The following is a 25,093-nucleotide window of genomic DNA, read 5'->3' on the forward strand; positions in this document are numbered from 1 at the left end:
GAGGTCAGCCCCGATCCTGGAACACCACGGGCGTCGACCCCCCCAGGTGCCGCCCGTGGTGTTCCACCCAGAGCCCTACAGGCAGATCCAGCAGTACGCGTCGAGCCCGTCGGCCAGTGCCCGCCGGGCCGTTCCGCGCACCTCGTCGACGAGCGCGGCCAGAAAATCCACGTCGGCACCGTCCCACCATTCCCCGCCGGTCGCCCACACGACGGCGGTCCGCGCCTGCTCCACAGTGGCCGCACCGCAGCCGCTCAGGATGCCCACGACCGGCACGCCAGGACTCATCCCTGACATCCCCCCACCGCGACGGCATTCTGTCCTATAGTCCTACTGTCGTAGGACAATAGAAGGGCGTCGCGTGATCGAGTTCGTACTGGACGGCCGGTCCAAGGTCAACACCTATGTGCAGCTCATCCAGCAGGTCAAACAGGCTCTGCGGGTGGGGCTGCTGACCGCCGGCGACCAGTTGCCCAAGGTCCGCGACGTCGCGCAGTCGCTGGCCATCAACCCGAACACGGTGCTGAAGGCGTACCGCGAGCTGGAGATCGAGGGTCTGGTCGAGGGACGCCCGGGCGTCGGCACGTTCGTCCGCCGGACCCTCGCCGGCTCGTCGCTGGCCGATCAGGCCGAGCTCCGCGAGGAGCTGGTCGCCTGGCTGCACCGCGCCCGCGCTGCCGGGCTCACCCCGGAAGACGTCACCGCCCTGGTCGAGACCACCATGCGGGCCGCGCTCGTCGCCGGCACGACGCGTGCCGAACCCGCCTCAGCAGGATGAGAGGACAGCTGATGGAGATCGCGCTGGAGGCCGAGCAGCTCGGCAAACGGTACGGAAGAACCTGGGCGCTGCGGGACTGCTCGCTGCGCCTGCCCGCCGGGCGGATCGCCGCCCTCGTCGGCCCCAACGGTGCCGGTAAGAGCACCCTGCTGCACCTCGCGGTCGGCCTGCTGCAGCCGGACGCCGGCGCGGTGCGGATCTTCGGCGAAACGCCGTACGCCAACCCGTCGGTGCTGCCCGACATCGGCTTCGTCGCCCAGGACACCCCGCTCTACCGGGACTTCACCGCCGCCGAGCTGGTGGAGGCGGGCCGACGAATGAACAAGAACTGGGACGGGGCACTCGCCCGCAACCGGCTGGCCCAGCTCGGCATCCCGCCGAAGCTGCCCGTCGGCAAGCTGTCCGGCGGCCAGCGGGCCCAGGTCGCGCTGGCGCTCGCGCTCGCGAAGCGGCCCCGGCTGCTGCTCCTCGACGAACCGGTCGCCAGCCTCGATCCACTGGCACGCCGGGAGTTCCTGCAGTCGCTGATGGGTAGCGTCGCGGACTCCGAGACGACCGTGCTGCTCTCCTCGCACCTGCTGGCCGACCTGGAACGGGTCTGCGACTACCTGGTCGTGCTGCAGGCCGCCCGGGTGCACCTGGCGGGCGCGGTCGACGACCTGGTCGCCGCACACCGGCAGATGGTCGGGCCTCGACACGGCGGCGAACCGATCGAGGGGGTCGAGGCGGTGGTCCGGGCGAGCCACACCACCCGGCAGTCGACGCTGCTGGTCCGCACGACCGGCGAGGTCATCGCTCCGGAATGGACGGTGCACGACGTGACGCTGGAGGACCTCGTGCTGGCCTACCTCGCCGAGGGCGAGACCATCACGAGCCACGACGCCTGGGAGGTGCCGGCATGATCTGGTTGGCCTGGCGGCAGCACCGCAAGCAGCTGCTCTTCACTCTCCTCGGCTTCGCCGCGCTCGCGGCCCTGATGGTCCCGATCGGCCTGTCGATGCGGCACAGCTTCACCGAGCTCGGGCTGCCGAACTGCGTCAGTCAGCTGGCGCGTTCGGACGTCGACCCGGTCACCGCGAACGGCTGCGAGTCGGCGTTCCGCCAGTTCACCAACCGGTACCAGAGCCTGAACCTGGTGGCGGTCCTGCTCGTCGTCCTGCCGGTGCTCGTCGGTCTGTTCTGGGGCGCCCCGCTGGTCGCCCGGGAGGTGGAGCACGGCACGCACCGGTTCGCCTGGACGCAGGGTGTCGGCCGGACGCGGTGGGCCCTGGTGAAGTTCGGCCTGGTCGTCGCGGTCACGCTGGCGCTGGCGATCGGCTACGGACTGGGCATGGCCTGGTGGGTCAGCCCGCTGACCCAGGCCGCGCACGAGGGCCGTCTCGGCTTCATCGTCTTCGACCTGCAGGGCATCGCCCCGATCGGCTACACCCTCTTCGCGGTGGCGCTCGGCATCTTCGCCGGCACCCTCTGGCGCCGGATGCTGCCCGCCATGGGCGTCACCCTGGCCGCGTTCATCGGGGTCCGGGCGGCGGTGGCGATCCTGGCCAGACCCCACTACCAGGCCGCCCGCACCCGCACCTTCCCGATCGAGGGAGCCGAACCGCTGCAGGAGCCCCGGGGCAACTGGGTCCTGGCCAGCGGGGTGCGCAACCCCGACGGGAAGATGGTGGCGGCCGACACCCGCATTATGTGCCCGCCGGGCGGCAAGGGCCCGGACGGCCACCGCTGCGGGGAGGAACTCGGCGTCCAGCCCGGCGCCTACAACTGGGAGCTGTACCAGCCGGCGGACCGGTTCTGGCCGTTCCAGTGGATCGAGACCGGCATCTTCGTCGCCCTCGCTGCCCTCCTGCTCTACCTCGCCGTACGCCGGCTCCGCCGGATCGCCTGAGCCCTCCGGCAGGGTGGGTGGGCGCCACCCACCCTGCCCGGCCGGCTCAGCGGAGCAGTTCCACCACGTTGCGGCGGACCAGGTTCTTGCCCGGCTCCCGGATCAGGTCCATGGCCGCCGCGTTGAGCAGCACACAACTCCCGGACGGCCCGGTGACCGTCACGGTCGCCACCTTGCCGTTGTCCAGGTTGGTCACCCGCAGCCGGGTGCCCACCGGGAACTGCCCGCTGGTGGCGGCCGGCGCGCCGCCCTCGGCCGAGAAGGTGATCGCCCCGGTGCAGACACTGGCGGGCGCGCCACCGGGCTGGGCGTTGCCCGGTCGGGCCTCGCCCACCGGGGCCCCGCCACCCGGCCGTGCCGCGCCGGTCGCCGGGGCGCCGCCGTCGAGGCGTTCGACCAGGTTGCGGCGGATCACGTTCTTGCCCGGCTCGCGGACCAGGTCCATCGCCGCCGCGTTGAGCAGCACGCAACTCCCGGACGGCCCGGTCACCGTCACCGTGGCCACCTTGCGGTTGTCCAGGTTGGTCACCCGCAGCCGGGTACCCACCGGGAACCGGTCGCTGGTCGCCGCCGGCGCGCCGCCCTCGGCCGAGAAGGTCACCGACCCGGCACAGGCCGACTGCCCGGCGGGGGCGGTCTCCGCGAAGCCCATCCCCGTGCCCACCGCGACGACCGCCGAGGCGGCCAGTGCCACGGTCGCCGCCAGCACGTGCTTGCGCTGCACCCTCACGTTGTCTCTCCCGTCGTCCGGTGATCGCGTTCGACGCCTGGTACGGACGGGAGGGCCGGACCGTTCAGCAGGGACGGCGAATCACAACGGACCGTAACGGGTGTGCGGCGCTCCGGTGAGAAGCGCCCAGTACCGGTCGCCGTAGGACCAGTGCCACCACTCGGTCGGGTAGTTCACCAGTCCCGCCCCGCTCAGCGCGGCCACCAGGATCTGCCGGTTCCGCCAGGCGCTCACCGGGATGTGCCGGGCCGCCGTGAAGCAGGCGTCGGCGCTCTCCTCCGGGGTGGCGTCGAGAGCGGTGCCCATGGCCAGCTCCTTCCCGTCGGCGTCACACAGGGTGAGGTCGACAGCGCCGCCGGTGCTGTGCGGCGCCACCTCGACCGGCGAGACGAACTTGGCGGTCTCCCGGTGCAGCCGCTCCGCGGACCAGTCCGGGTAGCGCCGGCGCAGCTCGTCCCGGTAACCCGTGAAGATGTCGAGCTGCGCCCGGTACGGCCGGTACCCCTCGACGACCAGGAGGCGCAGGCCGGCCGGCAGCGCGCGCTGCGCGGCCAGCAACCGGTCCGCGACCCCGCGCCGCACCCGGGCGTACGCCCCGGCGGGGTCGGCGGCCCGGGTGTCCAGCCGCAGCTCCGGCAGGTCCCGCAGGTCGACGAGCGGATCGCCGTCGTCCCGGCTGGACACCGCCGCGACCCGGGGATCGGAGAGCAGGATCATGCCGCACCTCCCGGCCGGGCCGCGTGCCGGGCGAAGGCGAGCGCGACCAGGCGGTCCACCACCTCGGGGTAGTCGACGCCGGACTCGGCCCACACCTTCGGGTACATCGAGTGCGCCGTGAAGCCGGGCAGGGTGTTCAGCTCGTTGACGAACACCTCGCCGGTCGCCTCGTCGTAGAGGAAGTCGACCCGGGCCAGACCCCAGCCGCCGATCGCCGTGAACGCCCGGACGGACAGCTCCCGGATCCGCTCGGTGACCTCGTCGGGCAGCGGCGCCGGCACGATCATCGGGTCGGCGTCGCCGAAGTACTTCTGCCGGTAGTCGAACCAGCCGCCCGCGACCCGGACCTCGCCCACCGCCGACGCCTCCGGGCGCCAGCCGCCCAGCACGCCGCACTCCAGCTCCCGGCCGGTCACGCCCTGCTCGACCAGCACCACGTGGTCGTGCCGGAGCGCCTCCTCGACCGCGGCCGCCAGGTCGTCCCCGTCGGCCACCCGCGAGATCCCGATGGAGGAGCCCATCCGGGCCGGCTTCACGAACAGCGGCCGGCGCAGCCCGACGACAAGCTTCTCCGGGTCCTCCGCGGCCCGCCAGGTGAGCGCGTCGAACCAGACGTGCGGGGTGGTCGGCACCCCCTCGGCCCGCAGTGCCCGCTTCATCGCCACCTTGTCCATGCCGACGGCGGAGGCGAGGATGCCGCACCCGACGTACGGCACCCCGAGCGATTCGAGCAGCCCCTGCACCACGCCGTCCTCGCCGTACGGGCCGTGCAGCACCGGGAACACCACGTCCAGCTCGGCGTGCACCGCGCCGGGCGCGTCGGCCGCAGTGACCGCCACCGTGCCGGCGCGCGCCCCGGCCCGCAGCTCCACGGCGGGGCCGGTCACCGGCAGCCGGTCGTCGATGGCCCGACCGGCGGCCACGTGCGCGCAGCGCTCGGTCAGCACCGGCTCCGGCACGAGCCGCATCCCGCCCCCGCGGGTGATCCCGAGCGCGACCACCTCGTGGCCCCGCTCCACCAGGGCGCGAGCCACGCCGAGCGCCGAGGCGCAGGAGACCTGGTGCTCCGCCGACGGGCCACCGAACAGGACACCGATCCGCACCGCAGCGCTCACGCCGCCACCCCTTCCATCCGGACCAGGCCGGCGACGGGTCCCGTCGCCAGCCGGGCCACGACATCCGCCTCGACATTGCCGCCGGTCAGCACCACGCCGACCGTCCGGTACCGCCCGGGGGCCGCGCCGCCGGAGCCGCCCGGCACGCCCGCCACCCGCAGCACGCCGTCGGAGCCGCCCGGCCGGGCCGGGGGCCGCAGCGCGCCGTCGGGGTCGTCCGACCCGGTCACCAGCCGTAGCGCGCCGGCCAGCCCGGCCGCCCCGGACGGCTCGACGAGGACCTTCAGCTCCAGCAGGAGCAGCCGGAACGCCGCAGCGATCGCGTCGTCGTCGACCCGGACGACGCCCCGGACGGCGTCGCGGGCGACCGCGAACGGCAGGTCGCCGACGCAGTCCGGCCGCAGCCCGTCGGCGATGGTGGGTGCCGGGACGACAGGTGTGGGCCGGCGGGCGGCCAGGCTGCGGGCCAGCGAGTCGCAGCCGAGCGGCTCGACGCCGTACACCTCGATCGGGGTGCCGGCGGCGGCCAGGCAGGCTCCCGCGACGCCGCCGCCCCCGCCCACCGGCAGCAGCAGCGCGTCCAGCGGGGTGCCGGCGCGTTCCGCCTCCTCGATCAGCTCCAGGCTGGCACTGCCCTGCCCGGCCAGCACGTCCGGGTGGTCGTACGCGTCGACCAGCGGGTGGCCGTCCGCGGCGGCGAGCTGCCGGGCGGCGGCCAGCCGCTCCTCGACGGCGGTGCCGGCGAGGACCACCCGCGCCCCGGCCGCCCGGGCCCGGGCCACCTTGACCGGCGCGGCGTCGACAGGCAGCACCACTGTCGCCGCCAGCCCGTGCCGGCCGGCCGCCAGCGCCACGGCCACCGCGTGGTTGCCGGTGCTCTGCGCGACCACCCCGGTGTGGCCGGCCGCGGCGAGCCGGCCCACCGCCAGCATGGCGCCGCGCATCTTGTATGAGCCCCCGGTCTGGAGGTTCTCCGCCTTGAGCAGGATCCGGGCGCCGGCCAGCCGGTCGATCGCCGGGGCGTTCAGCACGGGGGTACGCACCACCCGACCGGACAGCCACCGGGCGGCCTCCTCGACGCGGGCCCGGTCCGGGAGGGCCGGAGCGTGACTGCGGGACATGGTCTCTCCTTCTCGGTTGTGGTCGGTGCCGGCGCGGCGCGGCAGGTCGAGCAGCCGGCGCGCCCGGGACCCCGTGAGCCGCCTTCGGGCAGTTGGCATCGCGGGACGCCGCGAAGGCGGCTCCCGTCGTCGGAAGGGGTGGGTCAGCGCACGGCGGGTAGCTGGACGTCGACCCGCAGGCCGCCGTCCTCGCCCGGGCGGGCGGCGATGATGCCGTCGTGCGCCTGGGTGATCGAGCGGGCGATGGCCAGGCCGAGCCCGGCACCGCCGCCCTGGTTGGTCCGGTCCCGGGCCAGGCGCCGGAAGGGTTCGAAGAGGCCGGCGACCGCCTCGCCCGGGACGGTCTGGCCGGTGTTGGCGACGGTCAGCGCCGGGTCCCCGCCCACGGTGACGGTGAGTTGGCCGCCCGGCCGGTTGTACTTGATCCCGTTCTCCACGAGGTTGCCGACCAGACGCTCCAGCAGCACCCGCTCACCGGGCACGACCCGGGGCGCCAGCCGGCTCTCCACGGTCACCCCGGCCTCGGCCGCCCGGTCCGCGTACGCGGCCAGGACGCTGGTGACGATCTCGTCGAGGCGCTGCGGGGTGGAGGAGCGCAGCCCCTGGTCGCTCTCGCTGAGCGCGAGCAGGCCCTCGATGAGCCGCTCGTTGCGCTCGTTGGTGGCCAGCAGCTGGGCCGTGAGCAGGTCGAGCTGCTCGGCGGTGAGCGACTGGGCCATGCCGACCTCGATGAGCGTCCGCTGCACCGCGAGCGGCGTACGCAGCTCGTGGGAGGCGTTCGCGGCGAACCGCCGCTGCCCCTCGTAGCCGGCCGTGACCCGGTCCATCATGTCGTCGATGGCACGGGAGAGCCGGCCCAGCTCGTCGGTGCCGCCCCGACGGATCCGGTGACCGAGGTTCTGCGGCCCGAGGTCGGCGATCGGGTCGGCGAGGTCACGCACCGGGCGCAGGCACCAGCGGGCCGCGCCCCAGACGGCGAGCACACCGGCCAGCAGGACCAGCAACTCGATCAGCCCGGGCAGCACCGGGATGAGCGGCCGGACCGGCTCGCACACCACGCCGACCGTCTGGAGGTCGCAGAACGCCTGCGCCCGCCACCACACCCCGGCGAGCAGCTGCTTGCCGAGGCCGGGCAGCCAGTAGCCGCCGAGCAGGGCGAGCGCCCCGACCAGCAGGACGCGCCGGCGGGGGCTCACGCCGGCTCGCCGATCCGGTAGCCGGCCCTGGGCACGGTGTGGATGACGGACGGCTGGCCGAGCTTCTTGCGCAGCGTCATCACGGTGACCCGTACCGCATTGGTGAACGGGTCGGCGAACTCGTCCCAGGCCTGTTCCAGCAGGTCCTCGGCGCTGACCACGCCGCCGCCGGCGCGCATGAGCACGTGCAGGACGGCAAACTCCTTGGGGCTCAGGCCGAGCGGCCGCCCGTCCCGGGTGACCGTGTGCCGGGCCACGTCGAGCACCACCCCGTGCCGCTCCAGCACCGGCGGCACCGCCGGGGCGGACCGCCGGCCCAGTGCCTGCACCCGGGCCACCAGCTCGGCGAACGCGAACGGCTTGGTCAGGTAGTCGTCGGCGCCCAGACCGAGACCGGCCACCCGGTCCCGGATGCCGGCGGCCGCGGTGAGCAGCAGCACCCGGGTGCCGGCGTCGGACCGGGCGAGACTGCGGCACACCTCGTCGCCGGTGGCGCCGGGCATGTCCCGGTCCAGGACGGCCACGTCGTACCGGTTGACGCCGATCCGCTCCAGCGCGCCGTCGCCGTCGTAGCAGACGTCGACAGCCATCGAGAACCGACGCAGCCCCTCGGCGACCGTGTCCGCCAGCAACCGCTCGTCGTCCGCCACCAACACCCGCACCGCTGTCCGCTCCCCCGTGCTCCTCGGCCGTCCCGCATACGGTCCCAGACCGGAGATAAGGGTTCCGTAAGCGCCGCCGGAGCAATCCTCCACGCCGGCGGGCCGGTGACGGTCCCCGTCGTGCCGTGTGAGGCGTTCGTCCCGCCGTTTGGCGATCGGGGGTGAGCTGGGTCACCATGGGCGCGAGGAGGTCGCCGATGGCTGACCCGTGGCTCGCCCTGGAATTCGGCGCCGATCCGGCGGAGCGGATCGCGCAGGTCGGCGCCGCCCACGAAGCGTTCCTCACCGCCGGCACGACCACCGGCCGGGTCCGCGACGTGGTCCGCCGCTCGTGGGAGCGGTCCGCGCTGCTCGACCCCGAGGCCACCGCCCCGGTCGACCTCACCGACGACGCGCTGGCGAGCTACCGGGCCGCCCACCCACTGGCCCGCGTGCTGCCCCTCTTCCGCGACCTGCTCGGCGGCATCGCGCAGGACGGCGCCCACCTCATGGCGGTCTGCGACGCGGACGGGCGGCTGCTCTGGGTGGAGGGGCACCCGGGGGTGCTCCGGCACGCCGAGCGGATGAACTTCGTGCCCGGCGCCCGCTGGGACGAGGCCCACGCCGGCACCAACGCTCCCGGCACCGCCCTGGCCGTCGACCACAGCGTGCAGATCTTCGCCACCGAGCACTTCGTCCGGCCGGTCCAGCGCTGGACCTGCGCCGCCGCCCCGATCCACGACCCGACCACCGGCCGGCTGCTCGGCGCCGTCGACATCACCGGCGGGGACCATCTGGCCACCCCACAGAGCCTGGCCCTGGTCCGCGCCACCGCCCGGGCCGCCGAGGCGTTCCTGGCCGGCGCCGCCCCCGCCGAACCCGACGTGCTGCACGTCGCCGCCCTCGGCCGGGACGAGGCGGAGCTGCGCGTGGCCGGCCGCCGGATCCGGCTCGGTCGCCGGCACAGCGAGCTGCTGGTGCTGCTCCTCGACCACCCCGAGGGGCGCACCGGGGAACAGCTCGGCCTCGACCTGTACGGCGACGACCGGCTGCACCCGGTCACCCTGCGCGCCGAGCTGTCCCGGCTGCGCCGGGCGCTCGGCGAGGAACTGCTCGACTCCCGCCCCTACCGGCTGCGGCCGGCCGTGCGCGCGGACTTCCGTACCGTCACCGAACTGCTGGAACACGGCGATCCGGCCGGGGCGCTGCGCGCGTACCCCGGGCCCCTGCTGCCCGGGTCGGACGCGCCGGGAGTGGCGCGACTGCGTCGGCTGGTCGACGGCCAGCTCCGCGCGGCCGTGCTGGCCGCCGCGGACCCGGCGCTGCTCACGGCCTGGACCGCGACACCCACCGGCGCCGACGACCTCACCGCCTGGCAGGCCCTGGCGCGGGCGTTGCCGCCGGGTGCGCCGCGCCGGCCGCTCGCCCTGGCGCGGGCCCGCCAGCTCGCCGAGGAGTACGACCTCCCGCGCGCAACGTTGCTGCAACGTCGCGGAAACTAGCGTCCCCGCCGTCCACCCCTGACGGACGGCGGAGGTACCCATGACGCGCTACGACGCCCCCACCCACTGGCAGTCCCGCTACGACCACTTCATCGGCGGCGAGTACGTGAAGCCGCACGGCGGCCGGTACTTCGAGAACCCCACCCCGGTGACCGGGCAGACCTTCTGCGAGGTGGCCCGGGGCACCGCCGAGGACGTGGAGAAGGCCCTCGACGCGGCGCACGGCGCCGCCGACGCCTGGGGCCGCACCTCGGTGGCCGAACGGTCGCTCATCCTGAACAAGATCGCCGACCGCATGCAGGACAACCTGGAATCCCTCGCCATCGCCGAGACCTGGGAGAACGGCAAGCCGGTACGCGAGACCCTGGCCGCCGACATCCCCCTCGCGATCGACCACTTCCGCTACTTCGCCGGAGCGATCCGGGCCCAGGAGGGCTCCCTCGGCGAGATCGACGACGACACGGTGGCCTACCACTTCCACGAGCCGCTCGGCGTGGTCGGGCAGATCATCCCGTGGAACTTCCCGATCCTCATGGCGGTCTGGAAGCTCGCCCCGGCGCTCGCCGCCGGCAACGCCGTGGTGCTCAAGCCCGCCGAGCAGACCCCGGCCTCGATCCACTACCTGCTCTCGCTGGTCGCCGACCTGCTCCCGCCGGGCGTGGTCAACGTGGTCAACGGCTTCGGCGTCGAGGCGGGCAAGCCGCTCGCCTCCTCGCCCCGGGTGGCGAAGGTGGCGTTCACCGGCGAGACCACCACCGGGCGGCTGATCATGCAGTACGCCAGCGAGAACATCAAACCCGTCACCCTCGAACTGGGTGGCAAGAGCCCGAACATCTTCTTCGACGACGTCAGCGCCGCCTCCGACGACTTCCGCGACAAGGCGCTCGAAGGCTTCACGATGTTCGCGCTCAACCAGGGCGAGGTCTGCACCTGCCCGTCCCGGGCGCTGATCCAGCAGGGTCACTACTCCGACTTCCTGGCCGCCGCCGTCGAGCGGACGAAGGCGGTCAAGCAGGGGCATCCGCTGGACACCGACACGATGATCGGGGCGCAGGCCTCCAACGACCAGTTGGAGAAGATCCTCTCCTACCTGGACATCGGCCGTCAGGAGGGTGCTCGCGTTCTGGCCGGCGGTGAGCGGGCGGACCTGGGCGGTGAGCTGTCCGGCGGGTACTACGTGCAGCCCACGATCTTCGAGGGCGACAACTCGATGCGGATCTTCCAGGAGGAGATCTTCGGTCCGGTGGTCTCGGTGACGTCCTTCGCCGACCTGGACGACGCCGTGAAGATCGCCAACGACACCCTGTACGGCCTCGGGGCCGGCGTGTGGACCCGGGACATGAACACCGCGTACCGGGCCGGGCGCGCGATCCAGGCCGGCCGGGTCTGGACCAACTGCTACCACGCCTACCCGGCACACGCCGCGTTCGGCGGGTACAAGCAGTCCGGCATCGGCCGGGAGAACCACAAGATGATGCTGGAGCACTACCAGCAGACCAAGAACCTGCTGGTCAGCTACTCCCCCCAGAAGCTGGGCTTCTTCTGATGGGTGACCCCGTCACGCTGACGCCCGCGGCGGCCGGACTGATCCGGTCGCTGCGGGCGGCCCACGGCCCGCTCATGTTCCACCAGTCCGGCGGCTGCTGCGACGGCAGCGCCCCGATGTGCTACCCGGCCGGCGAGTTCCGCACCGGCTCCTCGGACGTGCTGCTCGCCTCGCTGACGGTGGAGGGCGTGCCCGAGCCGGTCGAGTTCTGGATGTCCACAGCCCAGTGGGAGCTGTGGAAACACACCAGGCTCACGGTCGACGTGGTGCCCGGCCGAGGCAGCGGCTTCTCCCTGGAGGCCCCGGAGGGCGTCCGCTTCCTGATCCGCTCCCACCTGGCCCGCTGACCGTCCGTGATCCTCACTCGCACACCCGGACAACCGAACCGCTGCCGCCTCGTCCCGCGCTTCGCGAGGCGGCAGCGGTCAAGCAATCTGCCGAAGGTCGTCCCCGTAGTCGAAGATGATGCGCAGCTTCGCGCCGAGTGCGGCCGCATAGCGGCTCAGGGTCGCCACCTCGTTCACGTCGAGGTCGCCGTTCTCGATCTGGCTGACCCGGCCAGGGGTGACCCCCATGAGCTCGGCGACCTGTCGCTGGGTGAGCCCCAGCCGCTTGCGCTCCTCGGCCAGGTGGAAGGCGCTCACCCAGGCCTCGGTGCGGGCCCGCTCCGCCTCATAGGCCGCGTCGTCCCCGCCGAGTTCGGCGCGGACCTCGTCCCAGTCGTAGAACTCCGTCACGACTCCCCCCTTCGCTCGCGCTCATTGTCGAGCCAAGCCTTGTACGCAACCTCCGCCATCGGGATGTTCTGCTGATACCAGCGGCTCCAGTTGCCCGCCTTGTTGCCCGCCACCAGGAGCACAGCCTGCGACCACGGGTCGAAGACGAACAGCACGCGGATCGCCACGTCACGGCCCGACCTGGGGCGGAGCTCCTTGAGATTGCGGAGGTTGCTGCCGCGGAGCGTGTCAACGAGGGGCCGGCCCAGGCCGGGGCCGACCTCGGCCAACTTGTCCACGGCGACCCGGACACTCTCGTACGACGCGGGATCGTTCCGCCGCAGATCACGCAGTCAGTGGCGGACCTCGCCCGTGACCCGTACCGACCACCGTGCCCCGTCAGCACCCACGGCCCAACTATAGCTCGGACTAAACAGCGGGGTGAAGGGTCAGCGGGCGTCTAGGAGGGGTTGGTGCGGGTTCCAGGGATCGCCGCCTGCGGCGTCGCGGCGGCGGCGGGCTATTGCGGACAGCGCTTCCAGCACCACCCGGTTGCCCAGGTACGCGGTGATGTCGGCGTGGTCGTAGGGCGGGGCGACCTCGACGACGTCCACGCCCACCACCGGCAGCTCGTAGCAGACCCGGCGGACGGCGTCGAGGAGTTGCCGGGAGGTGAACCCGCCCGGCTCGGGGGTGCCGGTGCCGGGAGCCATGCCGGGGTCGACCACGTCCACGTCGACGGAGAGGAAGACGCCCTCGCACTCGTCGGTGGCGATCTCGAACGCCTCCGCGAGGCACTCGTCCAGCCCGCGCGCCACCACCTCGGTCATCTCGTACGAGCGCATCCGCTGCTCGGCCATCCACGACAGGGTCTCCGGCCCCGGCCAGTAGCCGCGCAGGCCGATCTGGAGGAAGCGGTCGCCGCGTACGGCGCCGGACTCGATGAGCCGGCGCATCGGCTGGCCGTGCCCGTGGAGGGAGCCGAACTCGATGTCCCCGGTGTCGGCGTGCGCGTCGAAGTGCACCAGCGACACCCGGCCGAGCCCGTGGTGCCGGGCCACGCCGGTGGCGTCGGGCAGGGCGATGGAGTGGTCGCCGCCGAGCACGATCGGGATGGCCCCGGCCGCGGCGACCGCGTGCACGGCGGTCTCCAGGGAGGCCAGCGAGCGCTCGATGTCGCCGGAGAACATCTCGACGTCGCCCGCGTCGTACACCGTCAGGTCCTGCAGGCCGTCCACGCGCAGCGCGAGGGACGGGCGGGAGCCGTCGTGCGGCAGGTAGCAGGCCTGACGGATGGCGGACGGGCCGAACCGGGTGCCGGGCCGGTGCGACGTGCCGCCGTCGAAGGGTGCGCCGACGATCACCACGTCGGCGTCGGCGTACGTCACCGGCTCCTCCAGCGTGCACGGGGGCACGCCGAGGAACGTGATGTCGGGGCCGAACATCGGACCGTAGCGGGTCACCGCTCCTCCATTCCCCACGGCGAGCCGTAGCCGGTCAGCAGGTCGAGGAAGGGCACCGGGGGCAGCGCCTCCGGGCCGAGCACGCCGACGCCGGACCACGCCCCGGTGGCCAGCAGTTCCAGGGCCACGACCGGGTTGACGGCGGTCTGCCAGACCACCGCCTGGTGGCCGTACTCCGCCATCGACCACTCGTTGTCGACCACGTGGTAGAGGTAGACCCGCCGCGGCCGCCCGTCCAAGCCGGTTCCGGTGACGTACGTGCCGGCGCAGGTCTTGCCGCGCATCCGGTCGCCGAGGGTGGCGGGGTCGGGCAGGCAGGCGGCCACGACGTCGCGCGGCGACACCTCGACGCCGCGGACGCGGACGGGCGACGTCGAGTCGAGGCCGAGCTTGTGCAGCGTCTTCAGCACCTCGATGAACTCGTCACCGAGGCCGTACTTGAAGGTGACCCGCTTCGCCTTCACCCAGCGCGGGATGAGCAGCACCTCCTCGTGCTCCACGTTGACGCACTCGACCGGGCCGATCCCCTCGGGGAACTCGAACACCTCGGGCTCGGAGAACGGCGGGGTGGTGTACCAGCCCCGGTCGGCCTCCCAGACCACCGGCGGGTTCAGGCACTCCTCGATGGTGGTCCAGATGGAGAACGAGGGGGCGAAGTCGTAGCCGTCGACGGTGAGGTTCGCGCCGTCGCGTACCCCGATCTCGTCGATCTCGGCGAAGAGTTCGTCGGCGGCGTAGCGGGCGAACACGTCGGAGAGGCCCGGTTCGATGCCGATGCCGCAGAGCGCGAGCCGCCCGGCGGCCGACCACTGGTCAGCAAGCGCGAACTGCTCGTCGCCGAGCTTCACCCCGGTCTCGGCGTGCGGCGCGTCCGGGTGCGGCCGGGACAGCGACATGGCCATGTCGAGGTAGTCGGCTCCGGCGGCGAACGCGCCGTCGAAGATCGGCATGACGAAGCGCGGATCGACGGCGTTGAGCACGTGGCTGATCCGGTGCTCCCGGCAGAGCGCGGCGACCGCCTCGGCGGAGGAGGCGTCGACGCGGGCGGCGACGAACGGGTCGCCGTGGCCGGCCACCGCCCGTGACGCGCGGTCGAGGTCGTAGTCCGCGACCACCATGGTCTCGAAGAAGGAACGGCGGGCGGCGATGGATACGGCGGCGGAGCCGACGCCACCGGCGCCGACGAGGAGGATACGCATCAGGAGTCGAACCCCAGTCCAAGACGATCGAGAGTACGGAGCCAGAGGTTGCGCCGCCCCTCCCGCGCGTCGGCGCGGGCGAGCGACCAGCGGGTGAGGTTGATGCCGGTGGCCCGGATCGGCTCCGGCGGGAACGGCAGCGGCTTGCGGCGGACCAGGTCGAGCCGGGTCAGCGGGGTGTCCTCCCCGCCGAGCAGGTCGAGCATCACCCGCGCCCCGAACCGGGTCGCCCCGACGCCCAGCCCGGTGAACCCGGCCGCGTACGCCAGCCGCCCCTCGTAGGCGGTGCCGAAGAACGCGCAGAACCGGGTGCAGGTGTCGATGACGCCACCCCAGCGGTGGCTGAACCGCAACCCTTCCAGCTGGGGGAAGGTCGTGAAGAAGTGCGACGCCAGCGCCGTGAAGGTGGCCTCGCGCTGCTCCAACTCCGGAGCCATCCGGTTGCCGTAGTGGTAGATGGCGTCGTAGCCGCCGAACAGGATCCGGCCGTCGGCGGTGATCCGGTAGTAGTGGAACTGGTTGCCGGTGTCGGCCAGCCCCTGCCGGTTGCGCCAGCCGATGGCGTCGCGCTGGGCGGGCGTCAGCGGCTCGGTCATCAGCGCGTAGTCGTAGACCGGCACCAGCCAGGCGCGCAGCCGGCGCAGCAGCGGCGGGAACGCGTTGGTGGCGAGCACCACCTGCCGGGCCCGCACCGCGCCGGGCACGCCGTCCGGGCCGCCGGCCGTGGCCGCGCGCAGCGCGCCGCCGTCGCGGGCCAGCCCGGTGACCCGGGTGTGCTCGTGGATGCGGACGCCCAGGTCGAGGGCGGCGCGGCGCAGGCCCCAGGCCAGCTTCGCCGGGTCGAGCAGGGCCACCCGGTCCCGGTCCCACATCCCACCGAGGTACGTCGGCGAGGCGACCTCGGCGCGTACCTCGTCGCGGTCGAGCAGCCGCACGTCGTGGCCGTACCGGCGGGCCAGCGCGGCGTCCTCCGCCAGCCCGGCGAGCTGGTACGGCTCGACGGCCACCGCCAGCTCGCCGGTGCGCTCGAAGTCGCAGTCGATGCCGTGCTTCACGACGGTGTCGGCGATGGCGTCCAGGTTCTCCCGGCCGAGCCGTTCCAGCTCGTCGATCTCGTCGGGCCACCGCTCGGCGCCGTTGGCGAGGCCGTGGGTGAGCGACGCGGCGCAGAACCCGCCGTTGCGCCCGGAGGCCGCCCAGCCGCAGGTGCCGGCCTCGACCAGGAGCACGTCCCGGTCCGGGTCGGCCTCCTTGGCCAGCAGCGCGGTCCAGAGCCCGGAGTAGCCGCCGCCGACCACCAGCAGGTCGGCGTCGTGGACGCCGGCCAGGGGCGGTAGCGGATCCGGGCGTTCCGGTCGGTCGAGCCAGTACGGGACGGGCGCGGCGTCGGCCAGCGCCCGGCCGGTATGCGGGAGGTTCATGACGCGCTCTTGCCGGCCCCGACGGCGGCGACGGGCGCCGCGAGGGCGGCGCGCCGGGCCCGGCGACCGCGCAGCGAGCTGGCGCCGACCAGGAGCAGCGCGATCGCGAACATGGCCGTGCCGATGACGTTCACCTGCGGCGGGATTCCCCGCTGGGCGGCGCCCCAGACGTACATGGGGAAGGTGACAGTGGTGCCGGCGTTGAAGTTCGTGATGATGAAGTCGTCGAAGCTCAGCGAGAAGGCCAGCAGCGCGGCGGCCACGATGCCGGGCAGCACCAGGGGCAGGGTGATCCGCCGGAAGGTCTGCCACTCGCTGGCGTAGAGGTCCATGGCGGCCTCCTCCAGCCGCCGGTCCATGCCGGCCAGCCGGGCCTTGACGGTGACCACCACGAACGACACGCAGAACATCACGTGCGCGATGACGATGGTCCAGAAGCCCTGCGGCACCCCGGCGGCCACGAAGAGGGCGAGCAGCGAGGTGCCCATCACCAGCTCCGGGGTGGCCATCGGCAGGAAGATCAGGCCGTTGATCCCGGACCGGCCGCGGAAGCCGTGCCGGACCAGGGCGAACGCCATGAGCGTGCCGAGGATGGTGGAGACCACCGTGGCGATCAGGCCGATCTCCATGCTGCGTACCACCGCGTCGCACATGTCGGAGGTGGCGCAGGGGTGGGTCCAGTTGTCGAGCGTGAACTCGTTGAAGTCGTAGGACAGCCGGCTGGACGGCCGGTTGAAGGAGAGCCCGGCGACCACGAGGATCGGCAGCGAGAGGTAGCCGAGGACGAGCAGTGCCACGCCCATGACCCAGCGGTCGGCGAGCCAACGCTTCAGTTTCACAGCACCTCCTCCGTGCCGGCCTTGCGCAGGTAGACGAAGACGATCGCGAGGATCGCGGCCATCAGCAGGAACGACAGCGCCGCGCCCTGCGGGTAGTCCAGCCGGACCAGGAACGCCGAGTCGATGACGTTGCCGATCATGTACTCGTTGGGGGTGCCGAGCAGTTCGGCGTTGATGTAGTCGCCGGTGGCCGGGATGAAGAAGAGCAGCGTGCCGGCGATCAGCCCGGGCATGGACAGCGGCAGGGTGACCTTCCGGAAGGCGCGCAGCGGGCTCGCGTACAGGTCGCTCGCCGCCTCCAGCAGCCGCGGGTCGAGCCGCTCCAGGCTCGCGTACAGCGGCAGCACCAGGAAGGGCAGGAAGTTGTACGTCAGGCCGAGCACCACCGCGAACGGGGTGGCCAGCAGCCGGCCGTCCGCCCCGAGCAGGTGCACCTCGCGCAGCAGCCCGACCACCCAGCCGTTGTCCGACAGGATGGTCTTCCAGGCCAGGGTGCGCACCAGGAAGCTGGTGAACATCGGCGCGACGACGGCCACCAGCAGCAGGTTCTTCCACCGGCCGGCCTTCTGGGCGATCGCGTACGCCAGCGGGTAGCCCATGAGCAGGGCCAGCACCAGCGCGATCGCCGAGTAGACGAAGGACCTGGCGAACTGCGGCCAGTACGCCTGCAACGCGACCCAGTAGTTGCCGACCTCCCCGGTCATCGCGTAGCCGGTGGAGAGCGACCCGCTCGGGTCGTAGAGGCTGGCGGCGGCGAGCTGGAGCAGCGGCAGGACGAAGAAGACGAGCAGCCAGGCGGCGCCGGGCAGCAGCAGGAGGTACGGCAGCAGCCTGCTCCGCCCCCGCCGGGTCCCTGGCGGCGCGGCCGGCTGCCCCGACGAGGTCGGTACGTGGGCCAGGGCGCTCATGACAGCGCACCCACCGGCGGCTCGTCGAGCAGCGGGCTGGTCTGGTCGTCCTCACCGGCCGCCCGGGGCAGCAGGAAGGCGTGCCGTGGATCCCAGTGCGCGGTCACCGGGGCGCCGACCGGCAGCCGCCCGCCGACCCCGCTGTTCGCCGCGAACACGGACAGCTCGCTGCCCCACGCCGTGCGCACCAGGTACTGCGTGCTCACCCCGACGTACGAGGCGTCGCTGACCACGCCGCCGAGGTGCTGGTGGCCGGCGGGCACCTGATCGGGGCCGCCGACCAGGTGCAGCTTCTCGGGACGTACCCCGAGGAAGACCGGCCCGTAATCGGCCCGGGCCCGGCCGGCGGGCACCGAGAAGCGCGCGCCGTGCGCCGTGACCAGCACGTCGTGGCCGCTGCGGCCGGCGGCCTCGCCGGCCAGCAGGTTGGACTGGCCGAGGAAGTTCGCCACGAACGCGGTGGCCGGGTACTCGTAGAGGTCGGCGGGGGCGCCGAGCTGCTCGATCCGGCCGGCGTTCATCACCGCGACCGTGTCGGCCATGGTCATGGCCTCCTCCTGGTCGTGGGTGACGTGCACGAAGGTGATGCCGACCTCGGTCTGGATCCGCTTCAGCTCGATCTGCATCTGCCGGCGCAGCTTGAGGTCGAGCGCGCCGAGCGGCTCGTCCAGCAGCAGCACCTGCGGGTGGTTGATGAGCGCCCGGGCCAGCGCCACGCGCTGCTGCTGGCCGCCGGAGAGCTGGGCCGGCTTGCGCCGGCCGTACCCTTCGAGCTGCACCAGCGAGAGCATCCGCTCGACCTGGTCGGTCACCTTGCGGATGCCCCGCCGGCGCAGCCCGAAGGCCACGTTCTCGTGGATGTCGAGGTGCGGGAAGAGCGCGTAACTCTGGAACACGGTGTTCACCGGCCGCTTGTACGGCCGCAGCCCGGCGATGTCACGGTCGCCGAGCAGCACCTGCCCGCTGGTCGGTTCCTCCAGCCCGGCGATCATCCGCAGGGTGGTGGTCTTGCCGCAGCCGGACGCCCCGAGCAGGGCGAAGAACGAGCCCTGTGGGATGGTGAGGCTGAGGTCGTCCACCGCGGTGAAGACGCCGAACCGCTTGGTCAGGTTGGCCAGGCGCAGATCGCCGGCCGGTGTCTCGTGTCCCATGTGCCTCACGCCCCGATGACCTGCTGGAACTTGGCCTCGTACTCCTTCTCCCGCTTCTCGTCCAGGGCCATGAAGACCTTGGACTTCGACAGCATCGCCTCGTCGGGGAAGATGAGCGGGTTGGCGGCCAGTTCCGGGTCGATCTTCTCCATCTCGGCCTGTGCGCCCTTGACCGGGCAGATGTAGTTGACGTACGCGGCGAGCTTCGCGGCGACCGCCGGGTCGTAGTAGTAGTTGATCAGCTCTTCGGCGTTGGCCTTGTGGGTGGCCTTGTTCGGCACGAGCATGTTGTCCGACCACAGCATCACGCCGGAATCGGGCACCACGAACTTGATCTTCTCGTCCTCGAAGCCGAGCTGGATCACGTCGCCGGACCAGCCGATGCAGGCGGCGATGTCGCCCTTGGCCAGGTCGGGGGCGTAGTCGTTGCCGGTGAACTTCCGGATCTGCTTGGAGTCCACGGCCTTCTTCAGCTTGTTCAGCGCGTCGTCGAACTGCGCCGTGGTGAAGTTCGCCGGGTCGTGCCCGTTGGACTGGAGCAGCAGGCCCATGGTGTCCCGCATCTCCGACAGCGCGGTCACCTTGCCCTTGAGGTCGGGGCGGGTGAGCAGCTCGTCGACGGTGCGGATCTCCTTGGCCACCTTGGCGTTGTACGCGAGCCCGGCCAGGCCGGACTGCCACGGGATGGCGAGCTGGTTGTCGCTGTCGAAGGAGCGGTTGCGCAGTGAGGGCAGCAGGTTGGCCTCGACGTTGGGCAGCTTGGCCTTGTCCAGCTTCTGGATCCAGCCGAGCCGGATCATCCGGGCCGCCATCCAGTCGGTGAGGACCATGATGTCCCGCCCGGTGGTCTGACAGCCGGCGAGCTGGTTCTGCACCTTGCCGAAGAACTCGTTGTTGTCGTTGACGTCCTCGGTGTAGGTCACCTGGATGCCGGACTTCTTGATGAACTCGTCCAGCGTGGGGCGCTTGGACTCGTCCTTCTCGTCCGCGTCCATGTACTGCGGCCAGTTCGAGAAGGCCAGTTTCTTCTCCGTGGCGGAGAGATCCTCGCTCTTGCAACCGGCCTCGGTCTGCTGTGCACCCTTGGTGCCGCAGCCGGCCAGCGTGCCCGCCGTGGCGAGCAGGGCGGCCGAGCCGAGGGTCCCGGTGAGCAGACCACGCCGCGTGAGGTGCCGGTGGGGACTACGCATGTGACGACTCCTAGGGGGGTCATCGTCGGCGGCGGGACGGGGGTGGCGCGCCGGCGGGAGGGTCAATGGCGATGGACGACTGATCCTGACATGAGGTGACCTCCCTTACAAGGGATTCCGTTGCGGGATTAGCCAAGCACCACGAAATACGCCAGACTGCGCCGGGGCACTACGCTCAGCACGAGGATTCGGACATGGGGAGCGGACGATGGCCAACCGGCAACTGGAGAACGGCAACGGCAGCCGCCGCGTCACGGTGCGTGAAGGTGCCAGTCACGCTCTGCTCGACGACGTGGCCAAGCAGATCATCGAGCAGCTCCAGGAGGACGGCCGTCGCCCCTACGCGACCATCGGCAAGGCGGTCGGCCTGTCCGAGGCGGCGGTGCGCCAGCGGGTGCAGCGCCTGCTCGACGCCGGGGTCATGCAGATCGTGGCGGTGACCGATCCGCTCCAGCTCGGCTTCCCCCGCCAGGCCATGATCGGCCTGCGCACCGACGGCGACCTGGAGCGGGTGGCCGACCGGCTCGCCGAGTTCGAGGAGATCGACTACGTGGTGATCACCGCCGGGTCGTTCGACCTGCTGGCCGAGGTGGTCTGCCGCAACGACGAGCACCTGCTGGAGATCCTCCAGAAGCTGCGCGGGGTCTCCGGTGTGGTCTCCACCGAGGCGTTCGTCTACCTCAAGCTCCGCAAGCAGACCTACAGCTGGGGCACCGCCTGATGCGGATTCCGTTGCGGCGATAAACGCCGCTCGCTGAATCCGTTGTCATTCGCCCCACACACTTGCGTTATCAGCATCGACTGTGGGATAACCGTGGGCAGAGCGGCCGGTGTCACCCCTGACCGGCCCGAGACCCGATGGGGCTGACATGGCCAACGCCACCGACCACCTCTGGATGCACTTCACCCGGATGGCCAGCTACTCCGCCGGCGAGGTACCGACCATCGTGCGCGGCGAGGGCGCGTACGTGTGGGACTCGCAGGGCCGCCGCTACCTGGACGGGCTGGCCGGGCTCTTCGTCGTCAACGCCGGCCACGGCCGCACCGAACTCGCCGAGGCGGCCGCCAAGCAGGCCGGCGAGCTGGCCTACTTCCCACTGTGGTCGTACGCCCACCCCAAGGCCGTCGAGCTGGCCGAGAAGGTCGCCTCGCTGGCCCCCGGCGACCTGAACCGGGTCTTCTTCACCACCGGCGGCTCCGAGGCCGTCGAGGCGGCGTGGAAGCTGGCCCGGGCCTACTTCAAGCGCACCGGACAGCCGAACAAGTACAAGGTCGTCAGCCGGTACATCGCGTACCACGGCACCTCCATGGGCGCGCTGTCGATCACCGGCCTGCCCGGCATCAAGAGCGACTTCGAGCCGCTGGTGCCCGGCGGCATCAAGGTGCCGAACACCAACTTCTACCGGGCCCCCGAGCACGGCGACGACCCCGAGGCGTTCGGCCGCTGGGCCGCCGAGGAGATCGGCCGCGCCATCGAGCGGGAAGGGCCGGACACCGTCGCCGCGGTCTTCCTGGAGCCGGTGCAGAACTCCGGCGGCTGCTTCCCGCCGCCGCCCGGCTACTTCGAGCGGGTCCGGGAGATCTGCGACGCGTACGACGTGCTGCTCGTCAGCGACGAGGTGATCTGCTCGTGGGGCCGGCTCGGCGAGTACTTCGGCGCCGTCCGCTACGGCTACCAGCCCGACATCATCACCACGGCCAAGGGCATCACCTCCGGCTACGCCCCGCTCGGCGCGATGATCGCCAGCGAGCGGCTCATGGAGCCGTTCCTCACCGAGACCGGCATGTTCGCCCACGGTGTGACCTTCGGCGGCCACCCCGTCTCCTGCGCGGTCGCCCTGGCCAACCTGGAGGTCTTCGCCCGCGAGGACCTCGTCGGGCACGTCCGGGCCAACGAGGGCGCCTTCCGGTCCACCCTGGAGAAGCTCAACGACCTGCCGATCGTCGGCGAGGTCCGCGGCGACGGCTACTTCTACGGCATCGAACTGGTCAAGGACAAGGCGACCCGGGAGACCTTCGACGAGGCCGAGTCGGAGCGGCTGCTGCGCGGCTTCCTCTCCACCGCGCTCTTCCAGGCCGGGCTCTACTGCCGCGCCGACGACCGGGGCGACCCCGTGATCCAGCTCGCCCCGCCGCTGATCGCCCAGCAGCAGCAGTTCGACGAGATCGAGCAGATCCTGCGCGCCGTGCTGACCGAGGCATGGGCGCGCCTCTGACCGGCGACCCGTCGTCGGCCGGGGCCGGGGACCGCGACGGCGGTTCCCGGCCCCGCGCCGTCGGGGGCACCGACCGGACCCGCGTACGGCGGCTGCCCGACCTGGCCGTCGACGACCGGGCGACGCTGCACGCCGTACTCGACGCCGGCCGCGTCGCCCACCTGGCCATCGCCGACGGCGACCAGCCGTACGCGCTGCCGGTGGCGTACGCCCGGGACGGGGAGCGGGTGCTCGTGCACGGCTCCACCGGCAGCCGGCTGTTCCGGCACCTCGCCGCCGGCGCGCCCGCCTGCCTCACCGTCACCCTGCTCGACGGCCTGGTGCTGGCCCGCAGCGCCTTCGAGTCCTCGATGAACTACCGCTGCGCCATGGTGCTCGGCACGCTCACCGCGCTCACCGGCGAGGCGAAGCTGGCCGCGCTGCACCGCCTCTCCGAGCACCTGCTCCCCGGCCGCTGGGCGGAGATCCGGCCACCCTCGGCGAAGGAACTGGCCGCCACGCTGGTGCTCGCCCTGCCGCTGGACGAGTGCTCGGTGAAGGTCAGCGCCGGCCCGCCCGACGACCCCGACGACGACCTCGACCGCCAGGTCTGGGCCGGGGTGGTGCCTGTCGTCGAGGCGTACGGCATCCCGCAGCCCGACCCGCGGCTGCGCCACGACCTGCCCCCACCGGAGTGGTGATGCGCTACCAGGATCTGTCGTACTGGCTGTCCAGCCTGGACGCCCCGCTGACTCCCCGCCCCGGCCTGCCCGGCGACACGGACGCCGACGTGGTGATCGTGGGTGCCGGCTACACCGGGCTGTGGACGGCCTACTACCTCGCCGCGGCCGACCCGTCGCTGCGGATCGTCGTGCTGGAGAAGGAGATCGCCGGGTACGGCGCCTCCGGCCGCAACGGCGGCTGGTGCTCGGCGCTCTTCCCCACCTCCCTGCCGGCGCTGGCCCGCCGGCACGGCCGGGACCGGGCGCTCGCCATGCAGTGGGCCATGCACGAGACCGTCCGCGAGGTCGGCCGGGTGGTCGCGGCCGAGGGCATCGACTGCGACTGGCGGGCCGGCGGCACCGTGGTGCTGGCCCGCACCGAGGTGCAGCTCGGCCGGGCGCGGGCCGCCGTCGCCGAGGCCCGCGAGCACGGGCTCACCGACGCCGACCTGGTGCTGCTCGACGCCGCCGAGGCCGCCGCCCGCTGCCACGCCGAGGGGGTACGCGGCGGCACGTACACCCCGCACTGCGCCGCCGTGCACCCGGCGAAGCTGGTCCGCGGCCTGGCCACGGCGGTGGAGCGACGGGGCGTACGCGTCTTCGAGCGGACCCCGGTGACCGCCCTGCGGCCCGGTGCGGCGGTGACCCCGGCCGGCGTGGTCCGCGCGCCGGTGGTGGTCCGGGCGACCGAGGGATTCACCCCGGCGCTGCCCGGCCAGCGGCGGGCCGTGGCGCCGGTCTACTCGCTGATGGTGGCCACCGCGCCGCTGCCCGAGGCGACCTGGGCGGAGATCGGCCTGGCCGAGCGGGAGACGTTCTCCGACTACCGGCACGTCATCATCTACGGCCAGCGCACCGCCGACGGGCGGCTCGCCTTCGGCGGGCGGGGCGCCCCCTACCACTACGGCTCCCGGGTCCGTCCCGACTTCGACCGCGAGCCCCGGGTCTTCGCGGCGCTGCGCCGGGTGCTCGGCGAACTCTTCCCCGTGCTCGGGCCCGAAGTGCCGGTGACGCACACCTGGGGCGGTCCGCTCGGCGTGGCCCGGGACTGGGCCGCCTCGGTGGGGCTGGACCGGTCGACAGGTCTCGCCTGGGCCGGCGGCTACGTGGGCGACGGTGTCGGCACCAGCAACCTGGCCGGCCGTACGCTGGCCGACCTGATCCGGGGCGAGCGGACCGACCTGACCGCCCTCCCCTGGGTCAACCACCGCTCCCCGAGATGGGAACCCGAACCCCTCCGCTGGCTGGCGGTCAACGCCGGCCTGAAGGTCATGTTCTCAGCCGACGAGGCCGAGCAGAAAACCAACCGCCCGTCCCGCCGAGCCAAGGCCTTCTCCCACCTCCTGGGCCACTGACCACCCCCACCGGTCCCCGACCCCGGCCCCACCCTCGTCCCGTTGATCTTGAAATAGCGGCACCCTGGGAGATCAGAAACGCCGCCAACTTCATGATCAACCGGGCCTTGGGCCGGCCCCCACGACGGGCGACCCTCGACCTCAGGGGTTGATCAAGGAGTTTTGGTCGGCCGGTGGGCGGATCCTGACGCGAACCTCTTGATCACCGCCGACGGGCCGCGGGCCTAGTGGTTCGGGGGGATGACGCGGAGGTGACCTCGGCGGCCCTGCTGGTGGGGCTGGGGGGTCTGGTGGTGGTCGTCGTCCGACGGGGGGCGCGGGGGTGCGGGGCGGGCGGCCTCGCGGACCGCCTCGGCAAGGGCCACCAGGTCGTCCGTCGTCGGGGGCGGGGGCTCGAACTCGCCCTCGTGGCGCACCACGTCCCAGCCGCGCGGGGCGGTGAGGTTGCGGGCGTGCGGCTCGCACAGGTCGTACGTGTGCGGCTCGGCGAACGCGGCCAGCGGCCCCACCACGGCCGTCGACTCGTTGTAGACATAGGTCAATGTGGCGACCGCTTGCCGGGGGCAGCCGTTACGGGAGCAGCGCCGTGGTGACCTCACGGCGGCAGGGTATCTCCATTACCGGGTGCGGCGCACCGCTTCGCGTTGCGACACGCCCGTCATGGTGATCACAATTCGTCCGATCGGCGCGTCGGCGCGCC

The 25,093-nt window shown here is 72.5% G+C and carries 27 protein-coding genes; 10 read left to right on the forward strand and 17 right to left on the reverse strand.

Annotated features, from left to right (window positions below; genetic code table 11):
* Positions 1-75: 75 nt before the first annotated feature.
* Positions 76-288, reverse strand: a complete 213-nt coding sequence (locus GA0070603_RS15020; RefSeq protein WP_139131879.1) for a hypothetical protein — start codon at positions 286-288, stop codon at positions 76-78.
* Positions 289-361: 73 nt separating this feature from the next.
* Here GA0070603_RS15020 and GA0070603_RS15025 point away from each other — a divergent pair, with 73 nt between their 5' ends.
* Genes GA0070603_RS15025 through GA0070603_RS15035 form a run of 3 tightly spaced genes read left to right on the forward strand, consistent with a single transcriptional unit; the run spans position 362 to position 2,666 of the window.
* Positions 362-778 (forward strand): GntR family transcriptional regulator, encoded by a 417-nt coding sequence (locus GA0070603_RS15025; protein ID WP_091313583.1) that lies wholly within the window; start codon positions 362-364, stop codon positions 776-778.
* 11 nt (positions 779-789) lie between these two features.
* Entirely contained in the window at positions 790-1,680 is an 891-nt protein-coding gene (locus tag GA0070603_RS15030) for an ABC transporter ATP-binding protein (protein WP_091313587.1), read from the forward strand.
* A complete protein-coding gene (locus GA0070603_RS15035; protein WP_091313590.1) occupies positions 1,677-2,666 on the forward strand; it encodes an ABC transporter permease in 990 nt (329 codons plus the stop codon). Before GA0070603_RS15030 ends, GA0070603_RS15035 begins: the two co-directional genes overlap by 4 nt.
* 46 nt (positions 2,667-2,712) lie before the next feature.
* Here GA0070603_RS15035 and GA0070603_RS15040 read toward each other — a convergent pair whose 3' ends face one another.
* The 6 genes from GA0070603_RS15040 to GA0070603_RS15065 form a co-directional block, all read right to left on the reverse strand.
* Positions 2,713-3,396 carry an RlpA-like double-psi beta-barrel domain-containing protein gene (locus GA0070603_RS15040; RefSeq protein ID WP_091313594.1) on the reverse strand — a complete coding sequence of 228 codons (684 nt, stop codon included), beginning with the start codon at positions 3,394-3,396 and terminating at the stop codon, positions 2,713-2,715.
* Between the two features lie 81 nt (positions 3,397-3,477).
* On the reverse strand, positions 3,478-4,113 hold the full coding sequence (locus GA0070603_RS15045) for a M15 family metallopeptidase (protein ID WP_091313597.1): 636 nt from the start codon (positions 4,111-4,113) through the stop codon (positions 3,478-3,480).
* On the reverse strand, positions 4,110-5,228 hold the full coding sequence (locus tag GA0070603_RS15050) for a D-alanine--D-alanine ligase family protein (protein WP_091313600.1): 1,119 nt from the start codon (positions 5,226-5,228) through the stop codon (positions 4,110-4,112). Before GA0070603_RS15050 ends, GA0070603_RS15045 begins: the two co-directional genes overlap by 4 nt.
* On the reverse strand, positions 5,225-6,349 hold the full coding sequence (locus GA0070603_RS15055; RefSeq protein WP_244282530.1) for a threonine ammonia-lyase: 1,125 nt from the start codon (positions 6,347-6,349) through the stop codon (positions 5,225-5,227). Before GA0070603_RS15055 ends, GA0070603_RS15050 begins: the two co-directional genes overlap by 4 nt.
* A gap of 143 nt (positions 6,350-6,492) precedes the next feature.
* Positions 6,493-7,545: a sensor histidine kinase gene (locus GA0070603_RS15060; RefSeq protein WP_091313604.1), complete on the reverse strand. Its 1,053-nt coding sequence runs from the start codon at positions 7,543-7,545 to the stop codon at positions 6,493-6,495.
* A complete protein-coding gene (locus tag GA0070603_RS15065) occupies positions 7,542-8,207 on the reverse strand; it encodes a response regulator transcription factor (RefSeq protein WP_091313607.1) in 666 nt (221 codons plus the stop codon). Before GA0070603_RS15065 ends, GA0070603_RS15060 begins: the two co-directional genes overlap by 4 nt.
* Before the next feature lie 197 nt (positions 8,208-8,404).
* Here GA0070603_RS15065 and GA0070603_RS15070 point away from each other — a divergent pair, with 197 nt between their 5' ends.
* From GA0070603_RS15070 to GA0070603_RS15080, 3 genes are read left to right on the forward strand one after another with little or no spacing between them, the layout of a single operon-like run.
* A complete protein-coding gene (locus GA0070603_RS15070; protein ID WP_091313610.1) occupies positions 8,405-9,688 on the forward strand; it encodes a GAF domain-containing protein in 1,284 nt (427 codons plus the stop codon).
* 40 nt (positions 9,689-9,728) lie between these two features.
* On the forward strand, positions 9,729-11,234 hold the full coding sequence (gene adh / locus GA0070603_RS15075; protein WP_091313613.1) for an aldehyde dehydrogenase: 1,506 nt from the start codon (positions 9,729-9,731) through the stop codon (positions 11,232-11,234).
* Positions 11,234-11,581: a DUF779 domain-containing protein gene (locus GA0070603_RS15080; protein WP_091313616.1), complete on the forward strand. Its 348-nt coding sequence runs from the start codon at positions 11,234-11,236 to the stop codon at positions 11,579-11,581. The genes adh and GA0070603_RS15080 overlap by 1 nt, the downstream gene beginning before the upstream one ends.
* Positions 11,582-11,659: 78 nt before the next feature.
* Here the strand turns inward: GA0070603_RS15080 and GA0070603_RS15085 are convergent, their stop codons facing one another.
* The 9 genes from GA0070603_RS15085 to GA0070603_RS15125 form a co-directional block, all read right to left on the reverse strand.
* Positions 11,660-11,971: a helix-turn-helix domain-containing protein gene (locus GA0070603_RS15085; protein WP_091313619.1), complete on the reverse strand. Its 312-nt coding sequence runs from the start codon at positions 11,969-11,971 to the stop codon at positions 11,660-11,662.
* Entirely contained in the window at positions 11,968-12,303 is a 336-nt protein-coding gene (locus tag GA0070603_RS15090) for a type II toxin-antitoxin system RelE/ParE family toxin (RefSeq protein ID WP_167544627.1), read from the reverse strand. Before GA0070603_RS15090 ends, GA0070603_RS15085 begins: the two co-directional genes overlap by 4 nt.
* A gap of 96 nt (positions 12,304-12,399) precedes the next feature.
* The gene (gene speB / locus GA0070603_RS15095; protein ID WP_091313622.1) at positions 12,400-13,413 is read right to left on the reverse strand and encodes an agmatinase; all 1,014 of its coding nucleotides are present in this window, start codon (positions 13,411-13,413) and stop codon (positions 12,400-12,402) included.
* Positions 13,410-14,612 carry a saccharopine dehydrogenase family protein gene (locus GA0070603_RS15100; protein ID WP_091313625.1) on the reverse strand — a complete coding sequence of 401 codons (1,203 nt, stop codon included), beginning with the start codon at positions 14,610-14,612 and terminating at the stop codon, positions 13,410-13,412. Before GA0070603_RS15100 ends, speB begins: the two co-directional genes overlap by 4 nt.
* Positions 14,612-16,033 carry an NAD(P)/FAD-dependent oxidoreductase gene (locus tag GA0070603_RS15105; RefSeq protein WP_091313628.1) on the reverse strand — a complete coding sequence of 474 codons (1,422 nt, stop codon included), beginning with the start codon at positions 16,031-16,033 and terminating at the stop codon, positions 14,612-14,614. The genes GA0070603_RS15100 and GA0070603_RS15105 overlap by 1 nt, the downstream gene beginning before the upstream one ends.
* Positions 16,030-16,872: an ABC transporter permease gene (locus GA0070603_RS15110; RefSeq protein ID WP_244282532.1), complete on the reverse strand. Its 843-nt coding sequence runs from the start codon at positions 16,870-16,872 to the stop codon at positions 16,030-16,032. Before GA0070603_RS15110 ends, GA0070603_RS15105 begins: the two co-directional genes overlap by 4 nt.
* Positions 16,869-17,780, reverse strand: coding sequence for an ABC transporter permease (locus GA0070603_RS15115; RefSeq protein WP_091313632.1), 912 nt, complete (start codon positions 17,778-17,780; stop codon positions 16,869-16,871). The genes GA0070603_RS15110 and GA0070603_RS15115 overlap by 4 nt, the downstream gene beginning before the upstream one ends.
* Positions 17,777-18,931 (reverse strand): ABC transporter ATP-binding protein, encoded by a 1,155-nt coding sequence (locus GA0070603_RS15120; protein WP_091313635.1) that lies wholly within the window; start codon positions 18,929-18,931, stop codon positions 17,777-17,779. The genes GA0070603_RS15115 and GA0070603_RS15120 overlap by 4 nt, the downstream gene beginning before the upstream one ends.
* Before the next feature lie 5 nt (positions 18,932-18,936).
* Positions 18,937-20,121, reverse strand: a complete 1,185-nt coding sequence (locus GA0070603_RS15125) for an ABC transporter substrate-binding protein (protein WP_091313639.1) — start codon at positions 20,119-20,121, stop codon at positions 18,937-18,939.
* Positions 20,122-20,329: 208 nt separating this feature from the next.
* On the opposite strand from GA0070603_RS15125, the gene GA0070603_RS15130 reads away from it, so the two are divergent.
* The 4 genes from GA0070603_RS15130 to GA0070603_RS15145 all read left to right on the forward strand — a co-directional run bounded on the left by GA0070603_RS15130 (position 20,330) and on the right by GA0070603_RS15145 (position 24,393).
* Positions 20,330-20,842: an Lrp/AsnC family transcriptional regulator gene (locus GA0070603_RS15130; RefSeq protein ID WP_091313642.1), complete on the forward strand. Its 513-nt coding sequence runs from the start codon at positions 20,330-20,332 to the stop codon at positions 20,840-20,842.
* A 148-nt stretch (positions 20,843-20,990) separates the two neighbouring features.
* The gene (locus GA0070603_RS15135; protein ID WP_091313645.1) at positions 20,991-22,337 is read left to right on the forward strand and encodes an aspartate aminotransferase family protein; all 1,347 of its coding nucleotides are present in this window, start codon (positions 20,991-20,993) and stop codon (positions 22,335-22,337) included.
* Positions 22,322-23,017: a pyridoxamine 5'-phosphate oxidase family protein gene (locus GA0070603_RS15140; protein WP_091313649.1), complete on the forward strand. Its 696-nt coding sequence runs from the start codon at positions 22,322-22,324 to the stop codon at positions 23,015-23,017. Before GA0070603_RS15135 ends, GA0070603_RS15140 begins: the two co-directional genes overlap by 16 nt.
* Entirely contained in the window at positions 23,017-24,393 is a 1,377-nt protein-coding gene (locus tag GA0070603_RS15145) for an NAD(P)/FAD-dependent oxidoreductase (RefSeq protein WP_208862889.1), read from the forward strand. Before GA0070603_RS15140 ends, GA0070603_RS15145 begins: the two co-directional genes overlap by 1 nt.
* A 224-nt stretch (positions 24,394-24,617) precedes the next feature.
* On the opposite strand, the gene GA0070603_RS15150 is transcribed toward GA0070603_RS15145, so the two are convergent.
* Positions 24,618-24,992, reverse strand: coding sequence for a DUF3499 domain-containing protein (locus GA0070603_RS15150; protein WP_091313652.1), 375 nt, complete (start codon positions 24,990-24,992; stop codon positions 24,618-24,620).
* Positions 24,993-25,093 lie beyond the last annotated feature (101 nt).

Source organism: Micromonospora chersina, assembly GCF_900091475.1.
GTDB classification, from domain to species: Bacteria; Actinomycetota; Actinomycetes; order Mycobacteriales; family Micromonosporaceae; genus Micromonospora; species Micromonospora chersina.